Genomic DNA, 25,772 nt, shown 5'->3' with positions numbered 1-25,772 from the left:
GGGAATAAATGAAATATGATTTGACGAAAAAATCAACCAAAGGAGCGCAAAGAACTTTAAGAGCATTTTCGGATGCGATGTATAAGCTACTAGCGGAAAAATCGTATGACGATATTAGCATTAATGAAATTTGTAAGATTAGTAATTTCCCGCGGGCAACTTTCTATAACTATTTTGAAGATAAAAAAGATTTATTGAATTATTGTTGGTTATTATTCAAAGAAGAAAGCAATATTGAGCAGTATCATGACGTTGCTGACGAAGATCTTCAAGAATATGTATTGGGTCAAATCTTTGAGGCCATGGATCAGCATCGGGAACTATTAACTCAATTAGCAAAGCATAATGCTAATAATAGTTCGATCGTGAGCAGCATTTATGAGTACTTTAAAAACGAGGCTATTACGATTTTAAAGCAACATCTAAAAAATCAAACTTCGAAAGTACCACTAGAATTAGTAGCAAAGCATTATAGTAATACGATTTTGTTGGTACTTAAGTGGATTTTCATCGAGAATCATCCATTGTCTAAGAGAGAAGCGATGGAATATGTTGATGAGTTACTAGGGAAATAAGCATTAAGAGAAGAGTGAATTGATTAATTATAGATAGGAGAGAAGAGTATGAGTAAGTATATCAAACAAAACATTGCCAAGTTTGTGACTTGGATTATCGTTTTGATTTTAGGAATCGTAATGTTACCTAATATTTCTAGCTTAGTAGCTGAAAAAGGTCAAACCAAAATTCCGGATACGGCTAAAAGCCAAGTTGCTAAAACCATCCAAAAAGATTGGGGCCACAAAATTAGCAATACGCGCCAGGTCGTTTTGGTCTTTAATAATGGTGACCAAGCTTTAACCCATAAGCAAAAAGATCGTATCAATGACACTATTGATAAAATCAAAGATAATAAATCTAAGTATGATATTAAAGGAGTTACTGCTCCTAACGATAGTGAGGCAACTAAGAAGCAATTAATTTCAAAAGATAAATCAACCCAGTTGGTGCAACTAGATGTAGGTAAGCGGGATTCAGTGCGGAAGATGAATCAAAAGCTGGTTAAAGAAGTTAAGACGAGCGGAGTGAAAACTTACGTAACTGGTAGTGATATCTTAAATGATGATTTCTCGGTAGCTATTGAAGAGGGGCTTAAAAAGACTGAAGTTATTGCCATCGTCTTCATTTTGATTGTGCTAATTCTAGTCTTCCGTTCCCCAATTGTTCCTTTAATTTCTTTAGGAACTGTTGGACTATCTTTCATCGTTGCTTTATCAGCAGTGATGAATTTAGCTAAATATACAGGATTTACGATTTCAAACTTTACCCAAGTTTTCATGGTCGTTGTTATGTTTGGAATCGGGACAGATTACAATATCTTACTCTATAACCAATTCAAGAATGATTTGATTGAGGGGATGGATAAAGAAACTGCCACGAAGCATTCACTTAAGGTGGCAGGAAAAACGATTCTTTATTCAGGAAGTACCGTTCTATTAGGATTCTTGACTTTAGCATTGGCTAAGTTCTCCATTTACCGTTCGGCAACGGGGGTTGGAATTGGGGTTGCTATTTTACTACTAGCATTATTGACCGTTAACCCCTTCTTTATGTCACTACTCGGGAATAAGGTATTCTGGCCTAGTCATAATTCAAAAGAATCAAACCACAGTAAGTTGTGGGATTGGCTTTCAGGACACTCAGCTAAAAATCCATTGATTGCTTTAGGCATCATCGTAATTTTAGCAATTCCAATGCTGTTAACTTATAACAATAAACTTAATTATGATACAGTCGTTGAACTACCAGCTAATTATTCTGCTAAGCAAGGATTTAAAACGGTGCAAAAGCACTTTAGCAAAGGAACGGCGGAACCTACTACCATCTATATCAAGAGCAATCACAAGCTTGATAATGAAAGTGATTTAAGAGTTATTGATAACTTAACTAACCAAATTAAAGGTATTGATGGAATCAAGACGGTTGCATCAGTTACTCAACCAGGTGGCGATAAGTTAGATCAGCTTTATGTTAATGATCAATTGAAGACGTTGACTTCCCAAACAAGCAAGGCCCAAGCGGGCTTAAAAGAACTTCAAAAAGGTTTAACTGGTGGAGATTTTGATGCTAGTCAACTTGAAGATATCGGTGCTAAAGCGACCTTAATTGGGCAAGAGTTGAAGAGTATCCAATCAACTAGTGGTAGCTCTGTAAGTGGTCAACAATTGATGACGGCCTTACAACAAAAGATGGCAGCGGCTGGTCAACCATTATCACAAACACAAATGACGATTCTTTCTGGAGCAGCTAGCCAAGAAATGGCTTCAGTAAGTTCAATGCAAACTCGCCTTCAAGCAATTGCCACTTATACCCAAGCAATCGGTAATGATGCTCAAACTCTTGGAAATGAACTTAAGGGACAACAACAAAAAATGGCAACCGCTGGTGGCAGTGTTGGTAAACTAAATGACGGGCTATCTGAATCCAATGATTACTTGAAAGAACTTCAAGATTCATCTGCATCTAACACATTATTTGTGCCTAAAGCAGTGTTAGAAAGTGATACATTTAAAGATTCAGAAGATGTCTACTTATCTTCAAATAAAAAGGCCGCTAAGATCACGGTGGTCTTAGATTCAGATCCATTAACTGCTAAGTCGATTAAAAAAGTTGAAAGTCTGCAAACGATGATTAACAACAATATCAAGGGAACTTCATTGAAGAAAGCTTCCGTTTCGATTGGTGGTCAAACTTCTGAAACTTCTGATACATCAAGTATTGCTAATCAAGATTTCTTACGTAGTGCAGTAATTATGTTAGTTGGCATTACGCTTGCATTGATGTTAGTAACGCGCTCTATCTTACAACCATTCTATATCATTGCTTCATTGCTACTAGCATACGTAGGTGGACTAGGAATTACACGCTTTATTAGTAGTACATTCCTTGGTGAAAATCTATTAGGATGGAATGTACCTTTCTTCACCTTTGTAATGTTGGTTGCCCTTGGAGTAGATTACAGTATCTTCTTGATGATGAAGTACCGTGAATTTGGTAACGAGGATGCTGGAGATCGAATTGTTAAATCAGCAGGAATTATTGGAACGGTGGTAATTTCAGCTGCAATTATCCTAGGGGGAACATTTGCTGCCTTAATTCCAGCAGGAGTTCTGACCTTGACGCAAGTTGCTGTTGGGGTAATTAGTGGTCTGGTTATACTAGTCTTCTTAATTCCAGCAATGAATAGTAGTTTAATTCGTTTAACTTATCCAAGAAAAAATTAATCATAAAGTCGTAACTCTATTTGGGGTTACGGCTTTTTATTTGCTTACGATTAATAACTCGTTTATTCTGGGGATATAAATAATTAGGTGAGGTGATGTTTCATGAAGATTGGGATTATTGCGGCAAGTGGCAAAGCCGGCGCATTGATTACTAAAGAAGCAGTTCAGCGTGGGCACGAAGTGACCGCCATCGTCCGTCATCCAGACCGAGTTAAAATGGATGTTTCAATTTTACAAAAAGATTTATTTGATTTGACTACAACTGATTTAGAAAATTTCGATGTAGTAGTTGATGCATTTAGAGCGGCCGAAGGAAAAGAAGAACAATTTTTGACATCAATTGAGCACTTAGTAAAAATTTTGACAGGAACGTCAGTTAAATTATTTGTAGTGGGTGGGGCAGGAAGCCTATACGTCGATGATCATATTACCCATCTTTATGAAACTCCGACATTTCCAGAAGTGTTTAAGCCCACTTCAATCATGATGGGAAGAGGACTAGAAGTTTTAGAGAATCAGAATGGATTGAATTGGACTTATATTAGTCCAGCGGCTGATTTTAAAGCTGATGGTCCCAAGAAGGGACATTACGTTTTAGGAAATGAAATGCTAATGAGTGATGCTAACGGTAAAAGCGAAATTAGTTATGCGGATTATGCAATTGCTATGTTAGATGAAATTGAAACTGGAGAACATAACTGTGAACATTTAAGTATAGTTTGGTAAAAAAAGATGGAATCATGCCCGATTTTAAACGAGGTATGATTCCATCTTTTTAATTGTTTTCTGAAATTTTAAATCTTTTTGCTAACATCGTATTCGATGCTGTTTTCAGTTTTTTCGGGATGACGATCCTTAACGTAGAAAATAGCGTACTCCTCATTTTTACTAGGATTATTAACAATTACTAGATCATCGTCTTGACGTTGCTTTTGTTTGTATAGATGTCCCTTACGAACAGCTTCATTATAATCATGGAAGTTACCAATTGAATCTCCGGGATTAAATAAAATGGTTTCACTCATTAAGTCCACCTCCTTGTTGTGCTACCTTAACTATAGCGGATGTTAACGCTATCAACAACCGAAATGGACTCTAATTTAAGGATTTAATATATCCAAAATTTCTTTTTTATAGTGAATGAAATCGGCAGTTAGCTCAAAATCGGCCTGTTTACGTTTGGCAGACGTAATTTTAATTTCATGGCTGATGGTAGCTGGTTTACCACTCAGGATATAAATACGATCAGATAAAGTAATGGCTTCATCAACGCTATGGGTAATTAGTAAGGTTGAATTCTGCATTTGACGACTAATATCGGTGTACCACTGATAAATTCCACGTTTGGTTAATTCATCTAGCGCACTAAAAGGTTCGTCTAAAAGGGTTAGGTCCTTAGTTGAAAGGAAAGTTCTTAGCAAGGCTGCACGTTGTTTCATTCCACCAGAAAGTTCATGGGGGTATTTATTTTCATAACCCGTTAAGCCAAAAAATTCAAAAAGTGGTTCGGCACGGGCAGTGGCTGCGCTTTTTTTAACCCCTTTGACTAAATCAGGCAAGATTACATTATTCATAATCGTTCGAAAGGGGAGGAGCAAGTCTTTTTGCAGCATGTAGCCTAGGTGCCCAGCTTGTCCGGTAATATCTTCATCGTTAAAGACGATATTGCCAGACTTGGGTTGATTAATACCAGCTATGATGTTAAATAGGGTGGTTTTACCAATCCCACTGACCCCGAGAATTGATACAATTTCGTTTGGTTTTACTGATAAAGAAACATCATGGAGAATTTCCTTGTCACCGAAACTTTGGTTAATATGTTGTACAAGTAATTCTGTCATTGTAATTATTCCTCGATAAGTTACTGTTTTGGTAAGTATTGATTAGTGAAGCCTTGATTTTTAGCGAGTTTTTGTTCAACAAGTTTATGATCATTAAGCCACTTGTAAAAGTTATTCCAGCGCATAGCGTCAATTTTTCCAAATTGGCCGTCTTTAGTTAAGTAGTATTTAGATAAGTAATTTTGACTCTTGTAAATTAACTTCTGATTACTCTTAAGTTCTGGAACGGCCTTCATTAATAAATCAGCAGAAGCTTTAGGATTTTTAGTGGCATATTGATAACCTTCGGTGGCTGCAGCCATGAATGCTTTAGCAGCCTTTGGATTTTGCTTCAAGAAACTATTGTTCCCAATAATGAGCGGGGTGTAGTAATCAAACACAGGATTAATAGATCTAAAACTAAAGTAATTAACTGGATAGTTTTTAATCTCGGCGTTAATACCTGCCCAGCCGTAGAAAATCCAGATTGCATCAGCAGCCTTGGATTTGAGACCAGCGACTTCATCAGTAATATTGTTAGGGACCGTTTTTACCTTAGAAAAATCACCACCATCATCTTTAACCACTTGTTTGATGGTTGCTAGTTCTGTAGGAGTATTCCAGGTTGCATAGCGATAGCCTTGCATTTTTTTAGGGCTAGTGATTCCATCAGCCTTACGCGACATAATTCCTGAAGTATTATGTTGAAGAATTGCTCCCATGGCAGTGAGGGGAAGGGGATTCTTTTTGCCAATTGCACTAGCTAAGGAATCTTGACCAGAAATCCCAATTTGAGCTTTGCCACTAGCTACGATTTGTTCGGCACTATCTTTAGAAGGCTGAACAAACTTTACTTTTAGATGATGTTTTTTGAAGTAGCCTTTTTCTTGGGCAACATAGAGGCCTGTATGGTTAGTATTGGGCGTCCAATCTAAGGCAACCGTAATGGTTTGAGTTTTAGCCGCTGAATTTGATTTTCCACAGGCAGTGAGTAATAGCGTAAAAATAGGTAAAAGGACGATTAGACTAAAAAATTTTTTATGCTTGAGCATGATTAGTTCTCCTCCATGGGGTAATAAGATACTGAATCCAGTTAACAAGTAAAATTAAGGCCAAACTTAAAATTGAAATTAAAAAGATTACCGCAAACATTTTGTCGTAAGCATAGGCCTTCATGACACGGGTCATGTAAACCCCTAAACCATTGAAACCGCCGACCCATTCTGAAACTACGGCGCCTACTAATGAATATGAAACGGAAATTTTTAAGCTAGCAAAAAGTGAATCAATTGCATCGGGAAACTTGATGTAAAAATAAATTTTAGGTGTATTAGCCCCTAAAGTACGCATCAAGGTAATGAGATCTTTATCAGTTGAACGAAAAGCATCTAGCATGCCGACTGCAATCGGAAAGAAAGTAGTAGCGACTACTAAAACTACTTTTGGCAAAATGCCATAACCGAACCAAAGGATTAATAAAGGTGCAATCGCGACGGTGGGGATGGTTTGAGTAATCACTAGCAACGGGTAAAGCGCTTTATAAATGGGATGAAATAAATCCATGATTAAGGCTAATCCAACTCCTAAAAGCACTCCAAAGCATAGTCCCCAAAATGCTTCGATCAGAGTAACTAATGAGTTTGAAAATAAGGCGGAATAGTCACTTTTAAAAACTTCTAAAACCGAAAGTGGGGATGGTAACAGGAATTCAGGGATAATCTGGAAGAAACTAATTGCTTGCCAAATGGCTAAGATTAATAAAACAGCTACGATAGGTAGAAAATTAATGCTGGTATTTGTCAGTTTTTTCATGAATGCCAAGAACCTGTCCTTCTGGTTTGTAATTAATCTTTACATAAGACATTACTTGCGGAGCGCCAGCGTCAGCAGTTATTTTAGTAATATTCTTAACGATTTCCATCAATTGATCATAGTCGCCCTCAAGGGTGGTTTCAAAAGCACCTACTTGATAATTAACACCGGTAGATTTTATATATTTGATAGCTTGGTCGACGGCGGCGACTAGCTTCTTTTCGTCTTCCATTATAGGAAGGACTTGAATTGCGACACTTGTGTTCATAAATAAATTCCTCCATTTTTAAAATTTAGGTACAAAAAAAGCCGGCTTAAAAAGCCAGCTTCACTGCATCTTGTGTTAGAAAATAATCATTCTAATATTACAATTGAGTCTTCCTGCGCTGGCATTATCCATATCAGGTTCGAGGGTCAAAAACCATTTAGTTTTAATCTCAGCCAGGTAAAGCCCAGCACCCCTGTTACAAAATCAGTATATCTTAAATTCTAAATAAGTAAAGAGAAAGTTATTTTTAATTTTTTAGGATAAATCCTTGCATTTTGGTTTAGACCATTTTATAATTGGACTATACCAAAAACGAAAAAGGAGATTTGATCATGAAGGTTATTATTGTTAAAGATAACGTAGAAGGCGGAAAAGAAGGATACAAACTATTTGCTGATGCAAAGAAAAATGGAGCAACAACATTTGGGTTAGCTACTGGTAGTACACCGATTACCACTTATCAAGAAATTATTAAGAGTGATCTAGATTTTACGGACTCAATCTCAATCAATTTAGATGAATATGTTGGTTTGCCAGAAGATAGTGACCAAAGTTATGATTACTTTATGCACGAAAACCTCTTCAATGCTAAACCATTCAAGCACTCATACTTACCAAATGGTCGTGCAGCAGATCTTGAAGCCGAAGCCAAGCACTATGACCAAATTATCGAAGATAACCCAATTGATTTACAAATCCTTGGTATCGGACGTAATGGTCACATTGGTTTTAACGAACCAGGTACACCTGCAGACAGTACAACTCACAAAGTGTCACTAACTCAATCAACAATTGATGCTAACGCTCGTTTCTTCGAACATGAAGAAGACGTTCCACGTTATGCTATTTCAATGGGACTTGCTTCAATTATGAAGAGTAAGCATATTTTGATCGAAGCTTACGGCGAAGACAAAGCTGATGCAATCAAAGGTATGATCGAAGGTCCTGTCACAACTGACTTACCAGCTAGTGTTCTTCAAAACCATGATAACGTTACTGTTATTATTGATGAAGCAGCTGCTAGCAAGCTTTCAAACAAATAATTTAAAATATTCAGCCTAACATAAAGTCTTTGTGTTAGGCTTTTTTTATTGCAGTCAAAATGTAAAATTTGTTGATAGTTGAAAACGTTTACGCAAAGAGATATTATGAAATAGTATGTTGGTGGGATACTTGAAGCTAAAACGTCACGCTTAAAAAAAGTTTTTACGACATTTTAAAACCAAAATACATTGAAATATCAATAAATAATAATATTTAAAAATTCTAACGATGAATTTTACAAGCTTACAAACGGATAATACGTTACAATAAGCTATTATTATGAGAGAAGGAGCTATTTAAGTTGGAAAAGACAATTGCAATCAATGCGGGAAGCTCAACCCTTAAGTTTAAATTATTTGAAATGCCGGAAGAAAAGGTTATTTCATCAGGAACTGTCGATCGGATCGGTATTCCAGGATCAAACTTCACGATTAAGACCACTGATGGTAAAAAAGTTGAAATTGACCAACCAATTAAAAATCATGAAGAAGCAGTTAATTTACTCTTAAAAGAGCTATTAAAATTAGATATTATTAAAGATTACAGTGAAATTACCGGTGTAGGACACCGAGTAGTTGCGGGTGGAGAAATTTTCCAAGATTCTGCTTTAATTGATGACAAAGTCTTAAAGCAAATCGAAGACTTAAAAGAATATGCGCCTTTGCATAATCCAGCTAACGCTACAGGAATCCGTGCTTTCAAGAAGGTTTTACCAGATATCACTAGTGTGGCAGTTTTTGATACATCTTTCCATGAAACGTTACCTGAAAAAAATTATCTTTACAGTATTCCTTATGAATACTATGAAAAATATGGGGCTCGTAAATACGGTGCTCATGGTACTAGTCATCAATATGTAGCAGGTCGTGCGGCTAAGATGATGGGCAAGCCATTAGAAGAACTAAAAATAATCACCTTACATTTAGGGGCTGGTAGTTCAATTACAGCTATCAAGGATGGAAAATCATTTGATACATCAATGGGCTTTACACCTCTAGCAGGGATTACTATGGCAACCCGTTCTGGTGATATTGATGCCTCTTTAGTAGTTTACTTAATGCAAAAACTTAATATTACTAATCCGGAAGACATCTTAACTATTTTGAATAAGAAGTCTGGTTTGCTAGGACTATCAGGAATGTCACCTGATTTGCGTGATATAATTGATGCCGCTGAAAAAGGTGAACATCGTGCACAAATGGCCATCGATATTTTTGTTAATAATATTGTGAAATACATTGGTTCCTATGCAACTGAAATGGGTGGTTTAGATGGAATTGTATTTACAGCAGGAATTGGTGAAAATAGTGTTCCAATGCGTGAAAAAATTACTTCTAAATTAGGAATTTTCAATGTTAAACTTGACCAAGCGCTTAATGAAAAACGTGGAGAACGTTTCATTAGTGCGGAAGACTCGGCTGTCCAAGTCATGGTAATTCCAACTGATGAAGAATTGGCGATTGCTCGCGATGTTGAAAAGTTTAAAAAAATGGGGGACTAACTCATGGATTTATTTGAAGGTTTGAAGTCAAAAATTAAGGGCCAAAATAGAACAGTTGTATTTCCCGAAGGTGAAGATGTTCGAGTTTTAGCTGCCGCTATTCGACTAGCTGATGATGGCTTAGTTCAATCAATCTTACTCGGAGTGGAAGCTGATATTAAAGCTACTGCTGAAAAGCATGGATTAAACCTTGAAAATGTGCAAATTATTGATCCGAGCCAATATCCGGAAGCCGATCAAAAGGAAATGATTGATAAGTTAGTTGAACGTCGTAAGGGTAAAAATACCGAAGAACAGGTTATCGAAATGCTCAAAGATGTAAATTACTTCGGAACTATGCTAGTTTACTTAGGCAAGGCGGATGCCATGGTATCTGGAGCAGTTCATGCTACTGGTGATACAGTTCGCCCCGCTCTTCAAATTATCAAGACTAAACCAGGAATGCGTCGAATTAGTGGAGCATTTATCATGCAACGCGAAAATGAACGCTATGTCTTTGGGGATGCAGCTATTAATATTGATCCCGATGCAGAAACATTGGCTGAAATTGCGATTCAAAGTGCAGAAACTGCTCGCCTATTTGACATCGACCCTAAGGTTGCAATGTTAAGCTTTTCAACTAAAGGCTCAGCGGCTGGACCAATGGTAGATAAAGTTCGCGAAGCTACTAAGGTTGCCCAAGAACGTGATCCAAAGACCCCATATGATGGTGAACTTCAGTTTGATGCAGCCTTTGTTCCAGCTGTTGGAGCAAGTAAGGCTCCAGATTCAGAAATTGCAGGACATGCGAATGTCTTTATCTTCCCTGAACTTCAATCTGGAAACATTGGTTATAAGATTGCTCAACGTCTAGGCGGTTTTGAAGCAATTGGCCCAATCTTGCAAGGACTTAATGCACCGGTTTCCGATTTATCTCGTGGAGCTAGTGAAGAAGATGTCTATAAAGTAGCAATTATTACCGCAGCTCAAGTTTAGAAAATAAAAATAGGAATCGGAATTTTTCCGACTCCTATTTTTTTTGTGCACATTCAGGGCAATACCCTTCGACTTCAATATGATTGGCAATAATGTCGTATCCAGTTTTTTTAGCAGCAATGCGGTCGATTTTAGCTAAATCAGATGCGTATTCAGGATAATCAACATCAATGATTTTTCCACAGTTAACGCAAATTACGTGGAAATGAGGATGGCCATAGTAGTCGTAATGAATTCCATCTTCACTACTAGTTAATTCAATGACTAGACCTTGATCTACCAGAAGTTTAAGTGAATTATATACAGTGGCTAAACTTAAGCTAGGTTCTTTGGCGTTGACCGCTTTAAAAATAGTTTCCACAGTTGGATGATTTCTTTTTTCAATCAAATATTCCAGTACTAACCGACGTTGAGGAGTAATCCGTATATGATTATCACGTAAATGGTCAATTGCTTCATCAATAGTCTTTTTCATCATCCTATTTCTCCTATGTGTTATTAACTAATTGAAACACTTTTTAAGTTTGGTTTCAATGTGCCACAATCGAATTTGAAAAAAGTTTTCGTTGCGCCTTTACTTTACCTTTTTTAATTAATAAAATTATAATTAAGCTTATTTGAGGAGGGCGTATACATGAATAAGATTCGCCACCAGTTTGATCAATTGGTGCAAGGTGAATATCGTGAGGCCTTCATTCTGATTCTAGGAATGATTGTGATGCTGATTGGAGAGTTTTCAACCGCATTGGCAGTCACTAAAATTGTGGAAGCATTTGGAAATAATGAAGTTGTCGTACAACTGACGAATATTTTACCTTTGGCTTGGTTAGCTTTAATGTATCCATTGGGCCCAGTTTGGTTGCAAAAAAAGTCAGTCGTTCAGTTGTTAAAGTTATCCTTAGCTATTTTTATGATTGGTTCTTTATTAGTAGGGATAGCTTTTAATATGCCTATTTTATTACTGGGCCGGATTATTCAAACCACGGGGTGTGGAATTCTATTACCAATGCTTCCGAGTTTAATTGCGACAATTTTACCAGAAAAAAATGTGGGTTTAACCAAAATGGGAGATGTTATGTTAGGAGTAGCGCTAGTTTTAGCCTTATTTCTAACCGGAATATCCTTTTTATTGGGAAACTGGCAATTAATCAATATTTTCTTAATTGTTTTAAGTCTGATCATTTACCACAATGCGTCAAGTATTAAAATCGATTTAGAAATCAGTACATATAATATTGAACGGGTAAACGTAGTTCTTTCGAGTGGCTTTATGGTCCTCATTGGTTGGATAGTTACTTTGGGAGATCAAATCACGAGTAGCTGGTTTAGCTGGGGCTTATTGGTGATAGGTATTGGTCTAATCGCAACTTATCTGTGGCGTGAATTATCTGTACCCAATCCGTTGATTGATTTTAAAGGATTATTCAATGTTCGATACTTGCGGGCTGTATTACTCCAAGGAATTGGAGATGCTTCCTTAGTAGTGTTAATGATTATCGGGATTTTATATTTGCGTCAAGGATTACATTATTCGGTCATTATTATTGGATTAGCCTTGATGCCATCGATCGTCGTGATGATTTTAATGCATCATGCTACCAAACGATGGTTTAACAAATTCGAATCGGTCAATAACGTCAGAATGGCGATGAGCTTAATGATGGTGGGATGGGGATGTCTATCCTTGTTCTCAACCTACTTAAACCTAATTTTATTTATTGTTTTAACTATAATAATTGAAGCTGGGCATGGATTGTTAATGCAGGTGGGTCAAGAACTCAGCCAAAATCAAAAATCGGCACGTTTAAATAACATGGCCGATATTTTTATGGCTCAGTTCAAATTGATGTCCTCAGGCATGATATTGGCAATTTTGTCAGTTGTTTTGCAGAATGTAACCAACAGTCACACTAGTAACGGATTACCAGGTAAATTATCAACCCTCGTGGGATACCGAGCTACTTTTTCACTTTTCTTTGTGATTACAATTTTAGGTTGGATTATCACGATGTTGGCAGGCAGAAACTTAAACTTAAGCAAACATATTGTAAAATAATTGGGGAATTCAAATGGATTTTAAAGTAGTTTTTAGAAAAACAAAAACGTTTTTAAGTGCTTTACTGAAGCGGTTCAACGATTCGGAAGTTGTAAATAATTCGATTGTTTTAGCGTATTATTTACTACTTTCATTTTTTCCAATGGTAATGTTGATGGGATCGTTATTACCATTGTTTGATATCAAAGTGAACACGGTGCTAGAATACATTGAAACAGTGGTACCGGTGACAATTTACAACATTACCGAGCCCATTGTTAAAGATTTTCTGGGGAGTGGAAATGGCGAGTTACTATCGTTCAGTTTGTTGTTGACAATCTATTCAGCTAGCCAAGCTGTGGCTGCTTTTCAACGGACAATTAATCGAGCTTATGATGTAGCTAAACATCAAAATCCCATTGTTAATCGGATTGTCGCGTTTGTTTTGACCGTAATAATCATTGCTATTATGGGGATTTTGGTATTCCTCTTTAGTTTTGGACAAACGTTGATTAGTTATTTAACCCCAATTCTGAATTTACCAACGCATCTGTTTGATTTGATCGGACAGTTGAAATGGCCTGTAACTATCGTGGGCTTATTTGTTGGATTAGCGTTGTTATACTACTTGGTGCCTAATGCTAAAATCAAATTTAAGTACGTTATTCCAGGATCAATTGCCGCAACCATTGGAACAATGATTATCTCGCAATTTTTCTCATTCTACTTACGAATTTTTGCCCGTTCAGTAACCAGTTATAAGACTTTGGGAACCTTTATTGCGATTATGTTCTGGCTAAATTTCTCGGCAATGGTAGTTATGTTTGGTGGAGTTTTGAACGCTACCTGGCAAGAGCTACGTGAAGGAAAGATTGTGGAAACCTCCGGCAGTCTTAGAAAAGTAGCTGGTAAGTATAAAATTAAAATCAAAAAATAAAAGTTATCCAACAGTGGAATTAACCGCTGTGGATAACTTTTTTATTTTTCTGAATAAACCACTTCAAAAACTTCGGAAACCACCGGCTTATCCTCTGTAAATTGAGTATCATATTTTTGCATGAGTTTAGTAAATTTAGCTAACGAACGTGCCCGCCAATCTTCAATCGATAAGTCGCCTTCACCCTCATTATAGGCGTGCTCACCTGAGATTCGAAGGAAAGGTACTAATTCCGAGACGACCGTCTGGATGATTGCGATTGGTTTCATTTCACCATTTAAAAGGATGAAATAATCACCAACCTGAGGAACGGCCTCTTGTTCTGCTGAATAATAGGCAAGTGGTTTCGAGGTAGAACGTTTCTTACCACTTAAAATCAAAGCGTTAAGACGGTTAATTTCGTCTGGTTGATCTTGAGGACCAAACCACCGTGTCTGGTAAGTTTTACCTTCAATTTTATTTTTTGTAGTAAAATCATGCCACATTTTTTCTGCTGGAGTTGTCATAATATCATTCCTTTCGAATGTAATTAACCTATTTTAACATTGTGAAAACGGTTACGCAAAAACTGTGAAATTATGCTATTCTAAGTAAATTTGACGTAAGTCAGCTAAATCTTGATCTGAAAATTCGAGTGCTTCCTTGAAATAATGATCAAATGAACCAAAACGATCAAGAATTAAATCATGGGTATGATCGAGACTGGAAGCAGTCACTGAGAATACACTATTCATTTTTTGGATAAGTTTATCCACATGTTTACCAGTAATTTGGCGGCGAAGCTCATCGGGATCTTGATTGCTGTATACCAAATTAGTTAGAAGGTAGTCTTCACGAATAGTTTGGTAGGGGACCTGAAGGGCTGAAAGAATCAGCATACCGGCCATGCCTGTTCGATCTTTACCAGCTGCACAGTGGAAAAGTAATGATTCTTTTTCGTTGGTATTAGCTAATAAATCGACAAACATCTGGTGAAAAGCAATCCGCGAGTGTTCACTAAAGGCCATTGTTAGGTATGGATCATATAAGGACTGTTCATAAGCTTGATATTTTAAATGTTTATTTTGGGGTAAATCAGATTTTTCGTTATCTTGGATAGGATAAACTGGATAAAAACGATAGATAGTTTGGGCTGGGATTTTATCGGAACTCCAGGACGCTTCAGCTGGTGAGCGAAGGTCGATATCATATTTGAGTCCATAATCAGCCAATAGGGCCTGAGTGCGAGGAGTTAAATGACTCAGCTCACCTGAACGGAGCAATTTTTGCCATTTAATAGTCTGATTAAATTTAGTTTGATAACCACCCAGCTCACGAAAGTTTACTGCACCAGGTACATTTAAAATACGTTCCGGTTTCATAAGAAAGAAAACCTCCCTTTATTAATATCATTACCATTATAGTCTGATTTAATTCCATTCGGGAAATAAAAAATTTGAAGGTAAGTAAAAAGACGCCGATTAAGGCGTCTTTTTGGGGAGTAGGTTGTTGAAAACTAAATTCTGTACTTTTTGGAGGAGTAATCAGAATAAAAGTTTAACGAATGAGGAAATTTCTTTCCTCATCCATGTAAATCATATTAAAGCATAAATGTGAATTTTTTGTTAACGAAGTGTATTGAAAGTAACAAACTTTGTTAAGTTAGTTTTAAAATATCTTTATTCTAAGTAAATTTTACGTAAATCGGTAATATCTTGTTCAGTTAGCTTTAGATACTCTCTTAAATAATTATCCATAGATCCAGAAAGTCTACGAATTTCATCCATGGCGGAATTATAATAAGAAATATTTACAGATTGAAGAGCTTTAACACTTTGAATAAAGGCGGAATTTTTATTTTTGAGTTTAAGATCCATCACGACACCATTTTGATAAGCTTTAGTGGCGCGATTAGTTAAGAGATAGTCAGCACGAATAGTGTCTTCATCCACGTTTAAAGCACTTAATAGAAAGATTGCTCCCATGCCTGTTCGGTCTTTACCAGCCGTGCAATGGAAAAGTAGCGCAGAATCATCAGCACTATTAGCAAGCAGCGCATCAAAAAACTTGCGATAAGCCTTTTGAGAATGTCTTTGGCGAATTACATCCCGATAAACACGGCGCATTTCGACTAATCCACTAGTAGGATCGCTATTCATTTTACGCTGAAGTTCATCAGTTTGTTTTGTGCTTTGAGTTTCATCAACTCGAAAAACAGGAGCAAAAACATATTCAGCACCTGAAGGGACACGATCAGGAAATTTACTTTTTTCTTCGGGAGAACGAAAATCGACGTCAAATTTAACATTGTAATCTTCTAAAAGGCGTATATCTGCATCAGCTAGACCTCCTAGTTTTCCAGAACGAATCAACTTATTCCACTTGATAGTTTTACCATCTAAATTTGTATATCCGCCTAGTTCACGAAAATTCAATCCGGATGAAATAGGTAAAAGTCTTGGTTTTGTCATACAATCTCCTCGCTTTAAATATTATTTTTAACTCGGTTGGCCATGTTGTCATAGATCCGTTTACAATCGCTGCTATTACCCCGTAATTCGTAGTCATCAATCATTTCAAAACCGTAATCTTGGGCATAGCGACGAGCTGTTAAACAGTATTGTTCGTTAAAGTTACGATTTCCACTACCAATTACACCTAAGCAAAATTTTCGGTTATCATGGTAAGCAATATATTCGCCGAGCGTATTGGTCATCAGTTCTTTAACGCCATTATCAATGCCATTTCCACCGTCAAGATAAGTAGGGACGAAGGCAAAATATGGTTGAGTTTCATCTGCAAAATCAGTTTGATCGGTAACTTCTTTGCTAATAATCAAAGGATTACTAGTATCATTTTGATGCATCTTTTCAGCATAATCTGCCAGATCATCTACAAATGACTGGGTATTCCCAGCAACTGATATATATATAATGTAAATCTGATTTTCCATGTTAAAAACTCCCTGTCTAGAATTTACTTCAAAAAACATTTTACGCCCCTCTTACCTAAAATGATACCACGGTAAAGTTGCAAACTCATAATGTTATGCAAAAGTAAGATGTGATATGGAAACGGTAACAAAAAGTAGTACAATGATAGTTAATAATGTAAGGGGTGAAGAATTTGGAGCCATATCTTGTGTTTATGGATATTGATGGAACCTTAATCGATAACCATCAGAACGTTTTACCGGAGACGAAGAGAACCATCGAAAAATTACAACAACGCGGTGTAATTTTCTATATTGCGACGGGACGGATGCTTTCGCTAGCTGAACTAATTCGCAATAAAATCAACGATCAAGTTGAAATTATAGCTTCAAATGGATCTGTATATCAAAAAGGACATCATTTTCATAAGGAGCATTTAGGATGGAATGCACTTAAGGAAATCTATAATATAACGTCAGAACTGGGTCTTTCGACTAACTTTTTCACAACAGATATGACGTATTACACACGTGAAAAGCCGTGGATGTTGAGTCGTTTAGCTCGAGTTCGGGTTATGGCCGATAAGACTGGTAACCGACGTTTTGAGAAAGTTAGAGACCTGGAACATTTACACCAACTTAGTAGTCAAATTATCAATGGGATTACCATTGATAAGACTAAGTCGGAACGGCTAGATGAAGCGCGTGAAAAAATGGAGGCAACTGGGTTACTTAAGGTATCGTCGTCTTCACCAAACAACTTGGAATTAATTCCTAGGCGAATTTCAAAAGCAACTGCTGTACGGGCAATTATGGATAAATATGGCATCCCGCTTGAACGCACAATTGCTTTTGGAAATGACATGAATGACCTAGAAATGATTAAAGCCGTTGGCACGGGGGTTGCGATGGGGAATAGTCCTCAAATCCTAAAAGACGAAGCCGATGCGGTTACGGATAGTAATGTGGAAAACGGGATTGGGAATTTTTTGGAGTCATATTTTAAATAAATAAAAAAGGAAGTAGCCTTTAAAGGACTACTTCCCTTTTTATTTAATCAAACAAAGTCTCGGTTATCGCGACAACAGGAGGGACATCAGCGAGTTCCTCAGGTTTTAGTTTGTGAACTAAGAACCAATCGATATGGGCATTTTCATTATCGAGAACTTCGAAATCATAATTTTGAATTCGGACGTGTTCACCAACTTTGATATCTGGTTTGTGATCAATAACGTAACCACCAAGAGTAACGACGTCTTCTTCTTCAAAATCTGGAACATCAATGCCAAAGTAACGTTCAAAATCATAAACGGTCATTTTACCGCTAACTTTATAATGTCCATTTTCTTCTTTATGAATATAGTCACCAGAAACGTCATCGATTTCATCATTGATGTTGCCGAAGACTTCTTCGTAAATATCCTTATCAGTGATAATTCCACTGGTTCCACCATATTCATCCACAACGACTGAAATTGGTACCTGTTTTTGAATCATTTGTTCTAAAACATCTTGTAAAGCGAGCGTTTCAGGAACGGTAATGATATTACGAAGTAATTTGCTAACTTTGATATCGCCATCAACTTGGCTTTGACGAATAATATCGTAATTGTAAATATAGCCAAGAATTTTATCTTTATCATTATTGGCTACCACTGGGAAACGACTGAAACGGCTTTGAAGATACTGACGTAGAGCTTCATCAACTTTACTATTAATATCTAAGACAACCAGTTGCGTACGGTCAATCATGATATCTTTAGCGACTTTATCATTAAAATCAAAAGCCCGTTGCATGTAAACATAATCATTTTTATCCAATTCACCGCCACTAACGGCATTTCGAGAAAGATTTAAAATTTCTGCTTGAGAGAATATTTCGTCACTTTCATCGGCGGGTTGCATCCCTAGCAAACGGACAATTCCATTGGCCGAAGCATTAAGCAACCAAACGAATGGATAAAAGGTGGTATGGAAATAATGGAGGGGTGTTACGACCCACATTAAAACTTTTAGTGGAATATCGATACTAATATTCTTTGGAACAATTTCTGTAATAACCACTTCTAAGTAAGTTAACAATAGAACCCCAACAACTGCTCCCACAATATGCAGAGAAGCTGAGTTAATTAGGTGAGTTGCTCCAAAAACTTCAACAACAAAATATTCAACGGTTGATTCACCAATCCAACCTAAGATAATACCACAGATCGAAGTACCTACCTGAGTGGTGGATAAATATTCGTTAAGTTTACGAACCATCCGCATCGCCAGTTGATATTTCTTCTTTTTACGAGCACTTGTTGTTTCTTTTTCAGCCTCTTCTAAGGCACTGAGCCGTGTTTGCACTAAAGCAAATTCTGCCGCAACAAAAAAGTAAGCTAATATAAAAGTAATTAGCATCACAATCAGGTTAGAGACTATCTGACCGCTATCCAAAAATAATTCCCCATTTCTTTTTTCTAGTTATTGTTACATTATACAACGAGAATTTTAAAAATAGTATGAAAAGTAGCTTTCTTTTTAATGTTGTATAGTGAAGTTTAATGTTATCATGGAGCTATAATTTATTATATAGTGGATGGAGGTTCTTGTACTATGAAAAAGATTAACATTGGTGGTATGCGCGTTTCTAACGTTGCTTTAGGTATCATGCGAATGAATGCGCTATCAGACAAAGACGCAGCAACGGCCATTGAGGCTGCTTTTGATATAGGAATTAATTATATTGATTCAGCTGATATTTATGGACATGGTGAATCCAGCAAAAAATTCCGTGAAGGACTAAAGCTATCGAGTGTAAATCGTGAGGATTTGTACATTCAATCTAAGGGTGGAATTGAAAATAGTAATAGTGGCGACATCCCTTATGGCAATCGCTATAACTTTAGTAAAGAGCACATCATTGGTGCGGTCGACGGCGAACTTCAGCGTTTAGGTGTGGACTATCTAGATGCCTTTTTACTTCATCGACCTGATCCACTAATGGAACCAGCACAAATCGCAGAAGCTTTTGATGAACTTCAAGCTGCTGGTAAAGTACGTCATTTTGGGGTTTCTAATTTTAATCCAATGCAGGTTGAATTAGTTCAAAAGTACACTAAGCAAAAACTTGAAATTAATCAGCTTCAATTTGGAATTATGCATACAGGAATGATTGATTTTGGCATGCATACTAACATGTTCGACGAACGTAGTATTGATCATGATGGCCAGATTTTGGAATACGCAAGATTACACGATATGACAATCCAAGCTTGGTCACCTTACCAATATGGTTTCTTTGATGGTGTATTTATTGATAATCCTAAATTCCCAGAATTAAATAAGAAGATGAAACAAATTGCAGATATTTATGGTGTAACTAAGAATGCCATTGCAACCGCGTGGATTTTGAGACATCCTGCGCAATTCCAAGTATTACTGGGAACCATGAATCCTCAGCATATTAAAGAATCAGCTGCTGGTAGTGATGTCGAACTTACTGGTCAAGAATGGTATGACATTTACTACGCTGCTGGAAACGACATGCCTTAAATTAAAAAATAGTAACGTCCCTTACTTTATAGTGAGGCGCGTTACTATTTTTTATTTCTTTTGAATGGCTACTCGTAAAATTGTTTTACGCTGTGCTTCTTCAACACGCCGAAAATCACTCATATAGATTTCGGTATGTTCTTTTTCACTGCGTACGTACCCAGCTTCATCGATAAATTGCTCTAATTTGGCGAAGCTTTCAGGTTCATCGTCGAACGCACCGACATGTAAAATCTGCGCTACTAATTGTTCTGGTTGATGGTCGAAAAAGACTTGGTCAAATAAATCAGCATCGATTTTAGATTTTGCCCGAACTAACGCTTCTGCAGCAATTGCATCAGTCACAAAATCAGGTTGTTTAATACTGATTGTATATGTGAAATGTTCTTTTTGCATGACTGGCGCATCTAAATATTGAGGTTGAATTCCCCAATATCCTTGGAGCGGATAAACGGTGTATAACTTAAAGTTAGGAATATTCCAATCATTTTTTTGACTCATGCGAATTGTATAGGATAAAGGATAAAGTGTTTGAACTCGCTTCTGAAAATCGGGTAAATTGGGATCACCGTTACCTTTGATACTAAAATAATTTTGAGCAGGGATGGTTAAAATTTGAGGCTTTTTTCTAAGTGAAAAACCAGCTTCTTCTTTACGCCATTCGATTTTTTCGTCCGTCATAAGAATTCCTCGTGAATTACTTAGTTGAGCGCTTTGTTAGCGTCACTGATTTTCATTGTGATATTTTTAGGGTGATCTTGAACCACCACAATGGTTCCCTTACCTAAGAAATCTTTTTCTCCAGTATATTTGACGGTATATTCTTTAGCGACTGCCCCAGAATTTTGAAGTCCCATGACGTATATTTCTTCATCCGTAGAGTCATCACTAAAAACGAATGCGATGGCGGGAGTAACGACAATTTGGTCCTTCTTCATTTGACGTAGGGTATCCCATAAACCATTGATGACTTCGATTGGGAACATTGCTTTTACTTCTTCAGATACTTTTCTTTTTTTAGTTGGATCAAACATTAAATTTTCCTCCGTTTTTATGCATGTAAATAGAGTACCATAAATGCTAATTTTTGATAAACAATTCTATGCATCGAGGTTAACTAGTTTTTAAAACTAGATGAAGATGTTATAATAATGGTAAATAAGTAAAGGAGCACTAGTTATGAGTGATTATAAAGAATACCAAAGATGGCTTGAATTAGTACGATTAATTGAATTACCCCATTGGGATGATTTGCCTAATTTTGATCTTTATATGGATCAAGTAGTGGCATTAATGACCGAATACACAGGTCCTTTGGGACTTGAAGCAGTGACTCCGGCGATGGTTAATAATTATGTTAAAAATAAGGTAATTGTCGCTCCCACTAAGAAGAAATATCAAGTTATGCAAATTGCTGATATCTTGTTAATTACACTTTTAAAACAATCTTTTTCCATTCAAGAAATCCGTTCAGGAATTGATCGGGTGACTGCTAGTGAGTATCCCAAACAAGCTTACGATCGCTTCATTGATTTAGTTAATAATAAAATCAAGCATATGGGACTATCACGTCCAGACCGTAATGCCAACAATCTAACAGATCAACTTTTAGAAGCAGCTTCCAACATGATTGTTGATCAATTAGAAACTAATCAATTAGTTAAAGTGGTTAAAGATTCGAAAAAACATCAACCGACTAAGATTAAATAAAAAAAGAGGATCTACGATTTATTTGTCGTAGGTTCTCTTTTTTACTATTCAATAATGTCACCGAAAGTCCCGTGAACTAGTTGAGCTAAATCCTCCGCCTTTAATTGAACAGATCGACCAATTTTTCCTGAAGATACGATGATTGTGCCTTGTTCTTTGGCAACATCTGAAATGTAAATAGGAAAGTGCTTAGTTTCATAAATTCCAATAGGAGTATTAGCCCCATGTTCGTAACCCGTGGTGGCAATTAAATCCTTTAATGGAATCATACCAACTTTTTTATTACCCGAAATTTTAGCAAGTTTTTTGTAACTTAGATGTTCATCAACTGGTAAAACTCCAACAATGGGGCCAGTTTTATTTCCAATTAATGCTAAAGTTTTATAAATGAGGTGATCATCAACACCGATGTGATCAACGTTTAATTGCTTAACATCACCATCTTGAAATGTCGGAAAAATAAATTGCTTGTATTCAATTTTGTTTTTGTCTAAAATCTGTTCAACAAGGGTTTTAGAGACTTTTTCTTTCTTCTTTTTACCCATGATCTCACCACCTACCCTTGTATTTTAGCATAGGAAAAATCGTTAGTTAATAAAATCAAAGCATTCAAGTTTGCTATAATGGTGAAAGCAATTAACAATGGGAGATAGTTTAATGGAAGATCTGATCTACAAAAAAATCATTCACGACCTTAAAAAAAGAATCTTTAATAATGAATTTCCAACGATGCGTTTACCAGATGAACGTTCGTTAACTACGGAATATGACGTGAGTCGTAGTTCCGTCAAAAGAGCATTAAGTTCCATGGCACATGAGGGAATAGTTTTTAAAAAACGAGGTTCCGGAACTTTTATCAATCCGCTCTATTTGAAAAGTCAATCCTCTTTTAATTATGAAGGATCTAATCTAGGTATCACAGATAGTTTGAAATCCAATGGTAAAAAGCAGGGAATTAAAGTGCTAGATTTTTCAGTAGTTCCTGCTACGGAAAATATGAAGACAGATTTATTTTTAAATGAAGGTGACTTTGTCTATCAAGTTCGTCGCTTACGTTTGTTAGATGATGAACCAATCATGATTGAAACGGGCTATATTCCAATTAAAATTGTGCCGGAGTTATCCAAGGCCATTGTGGAAAAATCGATTTTTAATTATTTAGAGGACGCTCAAGGCCAACACGTAACACGTTCGTTTATGTCGATTCAAGTAGAACCCTCCAATGCTGAAGATCAAAAACTTTTAGGATTAACCGAAAATGAACCCGTCGGTGTTATGTCCGGAATTTTCTTTATGGATGATGGTACGCCGTTTGAAATTTCAAATATGCGAATTCACTACAAATATATGAATTACAGCACATTTGTGTCTGTCGATTAAGCAAAGCATCTAATTTTGATTAGATGCTTTTTTACGTTAGAATAGCCGTTGAAAAGGTGATTTCGTATCATTTTTAAAATTGGACCGTATCAATTTAAAAAATGATTGACCTTTTTTGAGAAAGCGGTTATAATAAATTCATAAATTAAAAACAACCTATTTTTCGCTCACGAAAGGAAGAGTACAATGACAGATTATTCATCAAAAGAATATTTTGACAAGCTTGAAAAATTTTGGCGTGCTGCTAACTATCTTTCAGTAGGACAATTATATTTAAAAGACAATCCGCTATTAAAACGCGACATTAAACCAGAAGATGTAAAAGTTCATCCAATTGGACACTGGGGAACAATTCCTGGACAAAACTACATCTATGCTCATTTAAACCGTGTTATCAACAAATACGGTGTAAACATGTTTTATGTTGAAGGACCAGGTCATGGTGGCCAAGTTATGGTATCTAACTCATACCTTGATGGTTCATACACTGAAGCATACCCAGCTATCACTCAAGATGAAGAAGGTATGAAGAAACTCTTCAAACAATTCTCATGGCCCGGTGGGGTTGCTTCACATGCTGCTCCTGTAACACCAGGTTCAATTCATGAAGGTGGGGAACTTGGTTACTCATTATCACATGGTGTTGGTGCTATCTTAGATAACCCAGACCAAATCGCTGCTGTTGTAGTTGGTGATGGTGAAGCTGAAACAGGTCCTTTGGCTGCTTCATGGCAACATAACCGTTTCATCAACCCTATTACTGATGGTGCTGTTCTTCCTATTTTGGATATTAACGGCTATAAGTTAAGTAACCCTTCACTTACATCACGTATGTCAGATGAAGAATTAACTGAATTCTTCCATGGTCAACATTGGGACCCATACTTTGTTGAAGGTGATGATTCAGAAGCTATGGATCCTAAGATGGCTGAAGTAATGGACAAGGCTATCGAAAAGATTCAAGAAATTCAAAAGAATGCTCGTGAAAACCACGATGAAACTATGCCATACTGGCCAGTAATTGTATTCCGTTCACCTAAGGGTTGGACAGGTCCAAAGACTTGGGATAACAAGGTTATTGAAGGTACATTCCGTGCTCATCAAATTCCAATCCCAGTAGACCAAAAGAACCTTGAACATGTTGATGCTTTGATTGACTGGATGAAGTCATACAAGCCAGAAGAACTATTTGATGAAAATGGTCGCGTATTACCTGAAATTGCAGAAATTGCACCTAAGGGTGAAAAACGTATGGCATCTAACCCAATCACAAACGGTGGAGTTAACCCAACTGACTTGAACTTGCCAGATTATCGTGACTACGCTGTTGATACAACAAAACGTGGACAAAACATCAAACAAGATATGTTGGTATGGTCAGACTACTTACGCGATGTTATAACTAAGAACCCAACTAACTTCAGAATGTTTGGTCCTGATGAAACAATGTCAAACCGTCTATATGGTTTGTTTGAAGTTACAAATCGTCAATTTGTTGCTCCAATCAAGAAGGACTGGGATGAAGCACTTGCTCCTGAAGGTCGTATTCTTGATGCTCAACTTTCAGAACATTCAGCTGAAGGTTGGCTAGAAACATACACATTGACTGGTCGTCATGGTATCTTCACTAGTTACGAAGCATTCCTACGCGTTGTGGATTCAATGATTACACAACACTTCAAGTGGTTACGTAAGGCTGATGAATTAGATTGGCGTAATGATTATCCATCATTGAACCTTGTATCTACATCAACTAGTTTCCAACAAGATCACAATGGTTACACTCACCAAGATCCAGGTCTTTTGACTCACTTGGCTGAAAAGAAACCAGAATTCATTCGTGAATACTTGCCAGCTGATGCAAACTCATTGCTTGCTATTAGCCCACTAGTTATGAACGATCGTAACAAGATCAACTTGATTATTGCTTCTAAGCAACCTCGTCCTCAATTCTACTCAATGGAAGAAGCAGAAGTTCTTGCTAAGAACGGTTTGGGTATTATTGACTGGGCAAGCACAACTAATGGTGAAGAACCAGACGTTGTCTTCGCTGCTGCTGGTACAGAACCAAATATGGAAAGTTTAGCTGCAATCAACATCTTGCATGATAACTTCCCAGACTTGAAGATTCGTTTCATCAACGTTGTTGACTTATTGAAACTTCAAAGTCCTAAGGTTAACCCTAATGGTCTAAGTGATGAAGAATTTGATCGTTACTTTACTAAGGACAAACCAGTTATCTTTACTTTCCATGGTTTCGAAGACTTAATTCGTTCAATCTTCTTTGACCGTCATAACCATAACTTACACGTTCATGGTTACCGTGAAGAAGGGGACATTACAACTCCATTCGACATGCGAGTTCTTAACGAACTAGATCGTTTCCACTTAGCACAAGATACAATCAATTCTATTCCAGAATTTGCTGAAAAGGGTGCAGACTTCTCTCAACAAATGGATAACACACTTGAACGTCATTACCAATACATTCGTGATAACGGTGATGATCTTCCAGAAGTTACTAACTGGACTTGGAAAGATGTTAACTAATTAAATCAAAA

The 25,772-nt window shown here is 36.8% G+C and carries 27 protein-coding genes and 1 riboswitch; of the genes, 13 read left to right on the top strand and 14 right to left on the bottom strand.

From position 1 onward, the window contains the following. The first annotated feature begins 8 nt into the window (after positions 1-8). The 3 genes from HFC68_RS07275 (at position 9) to HFC68_RS07265 (ending at position 4,007) form a co-directional block, all read left to right on the top strand. Positions 9-575: a TetR/AcrR family transcriptional regulator gene (locus tag HFC68_RS07275; protein ID WP_011673010.1), complete on the top strand. Its 567-nt coding sequence runs from the start codon at positions 9-11 to the stop codon at positions 573-575. Between the two features lie 48 nt (positions 576-623). Next, positions 624-3,281: an MMPL family transporter gene (locus HFC68_RS07270; protein WP_011673011.1), complete on the top strand. Its 2,658-nt coding sequence runs from the start codon at positions 624-626 to the stop codon at positions 3,279-3,281. Positions 3,282-3,383: 102 nt separating this feature from the next. Beyond that, on the top strand, positions 3,384-4,007 hold the full coding sequence (locus HFC68_RS07265; RefSeq protein ID WP_011673012.1) for an NAD(P)-dependent oxidoreductase: 624 nt from the start codon (positions 3,384-3,386) through the stop codon (positions 4,005-4,007). A gap of 68 nt (positions 4,008-4,075) precedes the next feature. Here the strand turns inward: HFC68_RS07265 and HFC68_RS07260 are convergent, their stop codons facing one another. The 5 genes from HFC68_RS07260 to HFC68_RS07240 form a co-directional block, all read right to left on the bottom strand. Then, complete coding sequence (locus HFC68_RS07260) at positions 4,076-4,306, bottom strand: hypothetical protein (RefSeq protein ID WP_011673013.1); 231 nt, start codon at positions 4,304-4,306, stop codon at positions 4,076-4,078. A gap of 75 nt (positions 4,307-4,381) precedes the next feature. Then, on the bottom strand, positions 4,382-5,122 hold the full coding sequence (locus tag HFC68_RS07255) for an ABC transporter ATP-binding protein (RefSeq protein ID WP_011673014.1): 741 nt from the start codon (positions 5,120-5,122) through the stop codon (positions 4,382-4,384). 20 nt (positions 5,123-5,142) lie between these two features. Further along, positions 5,143-6,153 carry an ABC transporter substrate-binding protein gene (locus HFC68_RS07250; RefSeq protein WP_011673015.1) on the bottom strand — a complete coding sequence of 337 codons (1,011 nt, stop codon included), beginning with the start codon at positions 6,151-6,153 and terminating at the stop codon, positions 5,143-5,145. Then, on the bottom strand, positions 6,140-6,913 hold the full coding sequence (locus HFC68_RS07245) for an ABC transporter permease (RefSeq protein WP_160211281.1): 774 nt from the start codon (positions 6,911-6,913) through the stop codon (positions 6,140-6,142). Before HFC68_RS07245 ends, HFC68_RS07250 begins: the two co-directional genes overlap by 14 nt. Continuing rightward, positions 6,885-7,181, bottom strand: coding sequence for a thiamine-binding protein (locus tag HFC68_RS07240; RefSeq protein WP_011673017.1), 297 nt, complete (start codon positions 7,179-7,181; stop codon positions 6,885-6,887). Before HFC68_RS07240 ends, HFC68_RS07245 begins: the two co-directional genes overlap by 29 nt. 93 nt (positions 7,182-7,274) lie before the next feature. Then, a riboswitch (TPP riboswitch) is annotated at positions 7,275-7,386 on the bottom strand. A gap of 127 nt (positions 7,387-7,513) precedes the next feature. Between HFC68_RS07240 and nagB the strand changes: the two genes are divergently transcribed. The 3 genes from nagB (at position 7,514) to pta (ending at position 10,701) form a co-directional block, all read left to right on the top strand. Next, on the top strand, positions 7,514-8,224 hold the full coding sequence (gene nagB, locus HFC68_RS07235; RefSeq protein ID WP_002832768.1) for a glucosamine-6-phosphate deaminase: 711 nt from the start codon (positions 7,514-7,516) through the stop codon (positions 8,222-8,224). 302 nt (positions 8,225-8,526) lie between these two features. Next, positions 8,527-9,726, top strand: a complete 1,200-nt coding sequence (locus HFC68_RS07230) for an acetate/propionate family kinase (RefSeq protein ID WP_011673018.1) — start codon at positions 8,527-8,529, stop codon at positions 9,724-9,726. A 3-nt stretch (positions 9,727-9,729) separates the two neighbouring features. Next, positions 9,730-10,701 carry a phosphate acetyltransferase gene (pta, locus tag HFC68_RS07225; protein ID WP_002832770.1) on the top strand — a complete coding sequence of 324 codons (972 nt, stop codon included), beginning with the start codon at positions 9,730-9,732 and terminating at the stop codon, positions 10,699-10,701. A gap of 34 nt (positions 10,702-10,735) precedes the next feature. On the opposite strand, the gene HFC68_RS07220 is transcribed toward pta, so the two are convergent. Further along, complete coding sequence (locus HFC68_RS07220; protein WP_002832771.1) at positions 10,736-11,179, bottom strand: Fur family transcriptional regulator; 444 nt, start codon at positions 11,177-11,179, stop codon at positions 10,736-10,738. A 156-nt stretch (positions 11,180-11,335) separates the two neighbouring features. Here HFC68_RS07220 and HFC68_RS07215 point away from each other — a divergent pair, with 156 nt between their 5' ends. Next, positions 11,336-12,757, top strand: a complete 1,422-nt coding sequence (locus tag HFC68_RS07215; protein WP_088356116.1) for an MFS transporter — start codon at positions 11,336-11,338, stop codon at positions 12,755-12,757. A gap of 13 nt (positions 12,758-12,770) precedes the next feature. After that, a complete protein-coding gene (locus HFC68_RS07210) occupies positions 12,771-13,673 on the top strand; it encodes a YihY/virulence factor BrkB family protein (RefSeq protein ID WP_002832773.1) in 903 nt (300 codons plus the stop codon). A 41-nt stretch (positions 13,674-13,714) separates the two neighbouring features. Here the strand turns inward: HFC68_RS07210 and HFC68_RS07205 are convergent, their stop codons facing one another. From HFC68_RS07205 to nrdI, 4 genes are all read right to left on the bottom strand, one after another. Continuing rightward, positions 13,715-14,179, bottom strand: a complete 465-nt coding sequence (locus HFC68_RS07205; RefSeq protein WP_167399753.1) for an ASCH domain-containing protein — start codon at positions 14,177-14,179, stop codon at positions 13,715-13,717. A 75-nt stretch (positions 14,180-14,254) separates the two neighbouring features. After that, positions 14,255-15,034: a tyrosine-protein phosphatase gene (locus HFC68_RS07200; protein ID WP_002832777.1), complete on the bottom strand. Its 780-nt coding sequence runs from the start codon at positions 15,032-15,034 to the stop codon at positions 14,255-14,257. Between the two features lie 297 nt (positions 15,035-15,331). Beyond that, positions 15,332-16,123: a tyrosine-protein phosphatase gene (locus HFC68_RS07195; protein ID WP_011673021.1), complete on the bottom strand. Its 792-nt coding sequence runs from the start codon at positions 16,121-16,123 to the stop codon at positions 15,332-15,334. Positions 16,124-16,137: 14 nt separating this feature from the next. Further along, positions 16,138-16,605 (bottom strand): class Ib ribonucleoside-diphosphate reductase assembly flavoprotein NrdI, encoded by a 468-nt coding sequence (gene nrdI, locus HFC68_RS07190; RefSeq protein WP_041526984.1) that lies wholly within the window; start codon positions 16,603-16,605, stop codon positions 16,138-16,140. Positions 16,606-16,778: 173 nt separating this feature from the next. Between nrdI and HFC68_RS07185 the strand changes: the two genes are divergently transcribed. Continuing rightward, the gene (locus tag HFC68_RS07185) at positions 16,779-17,594 is read left to right on the top strand and encodes an HAD family hydrolase (protein WP_041526952.1); all 816 of its coding nucleotides are present in this window, start codon (positions 16,779-16,781) and stop codon (positions 17,592-17,594) included. 43 nt (positions 17,595-17,637) lie between these two features. On the opposite strand, the gene HFC68_RS07180 is transcribed toward HFC68_RS07185, so the two are convergent. Continuing rightward, positions 17,638-19,023 (bottom strand): hemolysin family protein, encoded by a 1,386-nt coding sequence (locus HFC68_RS07180; RefSeq protein WP_011673024.1) that lies wholly within the window; start codon positions 19,021-19,023, stop codon positions 17,638-17,640. 159 nt (positions 19,024-19,182) lie between these two features. Between HFC68_RS07180 and HFC68_RS07175 the strand changes: the two genes are divergently transcribed. Beyond that, positions 19,183-20,121, top strand: a complete 939-nt coding sequence (locus HFC68_RS07175) for an aldo/keto reductase family oxidoreductase (RefSeq protein ID WP_002832783.1) — start codon at positions 19,183-19,185, stop codon at positions 20,119-20,121. Between the two features lie 51 nt (positions 20,122-20,172). Here HFC68_RS07175 and HFC68_RS07170 read toward each other — a convergent pair whose 3' ends face one another. Beyond that, positions 20,173-20,802 carry a GyrI-like domain-containing protein gene (locus HFC68_RS07170; protein ID WP_011673025.1) on the bottom strand — a complete coding sequence of 210 codons (630 nt, stop codon included), beginning with the start codon at positions 20,800-20,802 and terminating at the stop codon, positions 20,173-20,175. Between the two features lie 20 nt (positions 20,803-20,822). Next, complete coding sequence (locus HFC68_RS07165) at positions 20,823-21,155, bottom strand: hypothetical protein (protein ID WP_002832786.1); 333 nt, start codon at positions 21,153-21,155, stop codon at positions 20,823-20,825. Between the two features lie 145 nt (positions 21,156-21,300). Between HFC68_RS07165 and HFC68_RS07160 the strand changes: the two genes are divergently transcribed. Further along, the gene (locus HFC68_RS07160; protein ID WP_002832788.1) at positions 21,301-21,831 is read left to right on the top strand and encodes a DUF1836 domain-containing protein; all 531 of its coding nucleotides are present in this window, start codon (positions 21,301-21,303) and stop codon (positions 21,829-21,831) included. 44 nt (positions 21,832-21,875) lie between these two features. Here the strand turns inward: HFC68_RS07160 and ybaK are convergent, their stop codons facing one another. Beyond that, the gene (gene ybaK, locus HFC68_RS07155) at positions 21,876-22,379 is read right to left on the bottom strand and encodes a Cys-tRNA(Pro) deacylase (RefSeq protein ID WP_172797352.1); all 504 of its coding nucleotides are present in this window, start codon (positions 22,377-22,379) and stop codon (positions 21,876-21,878) included. A gap of 109 nt (positions 22,380-22,488) precedes the next feature. On the opposite strand from ybaK, the gene HFC68_RS07150 reads away from it, so the two are divergent. Both HFC68_RS07150 and HFC68_RS07145 read left to right on the top strand, forming a co-directional pair. Further along, on the top strand, positions 22,489-23,211 hold the full coding sequence (locus HFC68_RS07150) for a GntR family transcriptional regulator (RefSeq protein WP_002832790.1): 723 nt from the start codon (positions 22,489-22,491) through the stop codon (positions 23,209-23,211). A 186-nt stretch (positions 23,212-23,397) separates the two neighbouring features. Then, positions 23,398-25,761 (top strand): phosphoketolase, encoded by a 2,364-nt coding sequence (locus HFC68_RS07145; protein ID WP_002832791.1) that lies wholly within the window; start codon positions 23,398-23,400, stop codon positions 25,759-25,761. Positions 25,762-25,772 lie beyond the last annotated feature (11 nt).

The organism is Pediococcus sp. EKM201D (assembly GCF_011800215.1).
Classification (GTDB): domain Bacteria; phylum Bacillota; class Bacilli; order Lactobacillales; family Lactobacillaceae; genus Pediococcus; species Pediococcus pentosaceus.
This window is presented reverse-complemented; position numbering and strand designations above follow the sequence as displayed.

Bases quoted from the DNA above. Each gene is read 5' to 3' on its own strand.
- HFC68_RS07210 (WP_002832773.1), top strand. From the start codon at position 12,771: ATGGATTTTAAAGTAGTTTTTAGAAAAACAAAAACGTTTTTAAGTGCT.
- HFC68_RS07270 (WP_011673011.1), top strand. From the start codon at position 624: ATGAGTAAGTATATCAAACAAAACATTGCCAAGTTTGTGACTTGGATT.
- HFC68_RS07150 (WP_002832790.1), top strand. From the start codon at position 22,489: ATGGAAGATCTGATCTACAAAAAAATCATTCACGACCTTAAAAAAAGA.
- HFC68_RS07160 (WP_002832788.1), top strand. From the start codon at position 21,301: ATGAGTGATTATAAAGAATACCAAAGATGGCTTGAATTAGTACGATTA.
- HFC68_RS07260 (WP_011673013.1), bottom strand. From the start codon at position 4,306: ATGAGTGAAACCATTTTATTTAATCCCGGAGATTCAATTGGTAACTTC.
- nrdI (WP_041526984.1), bottom strand. From the start codon at position 16,605: ATGGAAAATCAGATTTACATTATATATATATCAGTTGCTGGGAATACC.
- HFC68_RS07170 (WP_011673025.1), bottom strand. From the start codon at position 20,802: ATGACGGACGAAAAAATCGAATGGCGTAAAGAAGAAGCTGGTTTTTCA.
- HFC68_RS07275 (WP_011673010.1), top strand. From the start codon at position 9: ATGAAATATGATTTGACGAAAAAATCAACCAAAGGAGCGCAAAGAACT.
- HFC68_RS07240 (WP_011673017.1), bottom strand. From the start codon at position 7,181: ATGAACACAAGTGTCGCAATTCAAGTCCTTCCTATAATGGAAGACGAA.
- HFC68_RS07220 (WP_002832771.1), bottom strand. From the start codon at position 11,179: ATGATGAAAAAGACTATTGATGAAGCAATTGACCATTTACGTGATAAT.
- HFC68_RS07250 (WP_011673015.1), bottom strand. From the start codon at position 6,153: ATGCTCAAGCATAAAAAATTTTTTAGTCTAATCGTCCTTTTACCTATT.
- nagB (WP_002832768.1), top strand. From the start codon at position 7,514: ATGAAGGTTATTATTGTTAAAGATAACGTAGAAGGCGGAAAAGAAGGA.
- HFC68_RS07215 (WP_088356116.1), top strand. From the start codon at position 11,336: ATGAATAAGATTCGCCACCAGTTTGATCAATTGGTGCAAGGTGAATAT.
- HFC68_RS07200 (WP_002832777.1), bottom strand. From the start codon at position 15,034: ATGAAACCGGAACGTATTTTAAATGTACCTGGTGCAGTAAACTTTCGT.
- HFC68_RS07205 (WP_167399753.1), bottom strand. From the start codon at position 14,179: ATGACAACTCCAGCAGAAAAAATGTGGCATGATTTTACTACAAAAAAT.
- HFC68_RS07255 (WP_011673014.1), bottom strand. From the start codon at position 5,122: ATGACAGAATTACTTGTACAACATATTAACCAAAGTTTCGGTGACAAG.
- HFC68_RS07245 (WP_160211281.1), bottom strand. From the start codon at position 6,913: ATGAAAAAACTGACAAATACCAGCATTAATTTTCTACCTATCGTAGCT.
- HFC68_RS07175 (WP_002832783.1), top strand. From the start codon at position 19,183: ATGAAAAAGATTAACATTGGTGGTATGCGCGTTTCTAACGTTGCTTTA.
- HFC68_RS07195 (WP_011673021.1), bottom strand. From the start codon at position 16,123: ATGACAAAACCAAGACTTTTACCTATTTCATCCGGATTGAATTTTCGT.
- pta (WP_002832770.1), top strand. From the start codon at position 9,730: ATGGATTTATTTGAAGGTTTGAAGTCAAAAATTAAGGGCCAAAATAGA.
- HFC68_RS07145 (WP_002832791.1), top strand. From the start codon at position 23,398: ATGACAGATTATTCATCAAAAGAATATTTTGACAAGCTTGAAAAATTT.
- HFC68_RS07165 (WP_002832786.1), bottom strand. From the start codon at position 21,155: ATGTTTGATCCAACTAAAAAAAGAAAAGTATCTGAAGAAGTAAAAGCA.
- HFC68_RS07265 (WP_011673012.1), top strand. From the start codon at position 3,384: ATGAAGATTGGGATTATTGCGGCAAGTGGCAAAGCCGGCGCATTGATT.